2 protein-coding genes are annotated in these 1,552 nt (G+C 77.8%); both read right to left on the bottom strand.

Going from position 1 to position 1,552, the window contains the following annotated elements; genetic code table 11:
- Positions 1-474, bottom strand: a 474-nt coding sequence (locus tag AB0M20_RS42725) for a hypothetical protein (RefSeq protein ID WP_364307139.1), incomplete at its 3' end; no start/stop codon positions are given.
- A partial coding sequence (locus tag AB0M20_RS42720) for a DUF58 domain-containing protein (protein WP_364307137.1) occupies positions 453-1,552 on the bottom strand: 1,100 nt, incomplete at its 5' end. The genes AB0M20_RS42725 and AB0M20_RS42720, both read right to left, overlap by 22 nt.

Below are 1,552 nucleotides of genomic sequence, written 5' to 3'. Positions count from 1 at the left end.
CAGCACCACGACGGCCAGGCTGGGCAGCAGCGCGGGCAGCGGCGCCCGCAGCCGCAGCAGCACCTCGGCGCCGAACACCGCGGCCACCACCACCAGCAGCGGCACGAAGATCAGCAGGTCGGCGTCGGGCCGGGCGGGCCAGGTGGACTGCAGCACGAGCTGCCACGAGCGGGTCACGCCGTCGCCGAGCGCGCGCAGTGTACGCCCGGTTGGCAGCCCGGCCACGGTCGTGGAGAACAGCAGCGTCTCGGCCACCGCGAGCAGCCCGGCCACCGCGGCCAGCAGCGGGCGCCAGTCGACCAGCCCGCCGCGGGCGGTGCACGCCCAGGTGACCGCGAGCACCGCGGCGGCCGGCACGCCGACCGGCAGCAGCAGCGGGACCAGGCCGAAGACCGGCGCGAAGAACAGCCCGGCGACCGCGGCCGCCGCCACCACGGCGACGGCGCGGACGGTCAGGCGATCGATTCGTTCCACTGCCGCACCGCCTGCAGCGCACCCGCCGCCGAGAGCACCCGCACGGCACCCGGCGCCTCGACCGTCCCGCCCAGCGCCACCAGCACGACCGTGGCGAATCGGGACCGCCGCCCGATCACCGGCGTGACATCCGACCCGGCCCCGGTGACCACGACCAGCCCGCCGCCGGCCGGGAACGACGGCTCGCCGGCGCCGGCGTCCTGCCGCACCTCGCTCAGCTCGTCGAGCAGGCGGCGGACGGCGTGCGGGCCGCCCTGCACCGCGACCTCCCGCCCCGACCAGGTGACCAGGCGGGTGTCCTGAGCCGCCCGGGCCGACGCGCACAACACCGAGGCGGCCACGTCGACGGCGTCCTCGAAGAGCTTGGGGCGCAACGACCCGGGCCGGTTGTCGAGCACCACCGTGGTGCGGCCGCGGTGCGGGTCGGCCAGGTCGCGGACCATCAGCCGGCCGGTCCGGGCGGTGGCCTTCCAGTGCAGGTGGCGCATCTCGTCGCCGGGCGCGTACTCGCGGACGTCGAGCAGCTCCACCGAGCCGCGCAGGGCGTTGTCGGTCGAGCCGTGGTGGTGGTGCCGGGGCACGCCGGCCGTCAGCGGGCGCACCGGGAACTGGCGCGGATGCACCCACAGGGTCGTGGTGTCGCCGGTGGGCAGCCGGCGCCGGGCCAGGTCGAACGGGTCGGCGCGGTGCAGGGTCAGCGGGCCGACGGTGACCTTGCCACGCTCGGCCGTCGGCAGCTCGTAGTGCCGGGTGGCCTCGGCGCCGGCAGCCAGCCCGGGCAGCCGCACCTCTCTGGACGCCGGCCCGGCCCGGTCGGCCGCGGTGAAGCCGGCCTGGCGGTGGGCGCCGGTGTTGCGTACGTGCAACCGGGCCAGCGCCGGCCGCCCTCGCTCGACCCGGTCGGGGTGCACCGCGCGGCGCACCTCGACCCGCAGCGCCGGGGCGGTCAGCGCGACCGCGGCCAGCACGGCCGCGGCCGCCACCACGCCGAGCACGGTCAGGGCCGGGACGCGCAGCACCAGGCCGGCGATGATCAGGATCAGGGCGGCGACGGACACCGCGACGCCCCGGGCGGTCA

Origin of the sequence: Actinoplanes sp. NPDC051633 (genome assembly GCF_040681735.1) — a bacterium.
In the GTDB taxonomy this organism is placed as follows: domain Bacteria; phylum Actinomycetota; class Actinomycetes; order Mycobacteriales; family Micromonosporaceae; genus Actinoplanes.
Note: the sequence above shows the minus strand (reverse complement) of the source record. Positions and strands in the feature narration are given on the sequence as shown.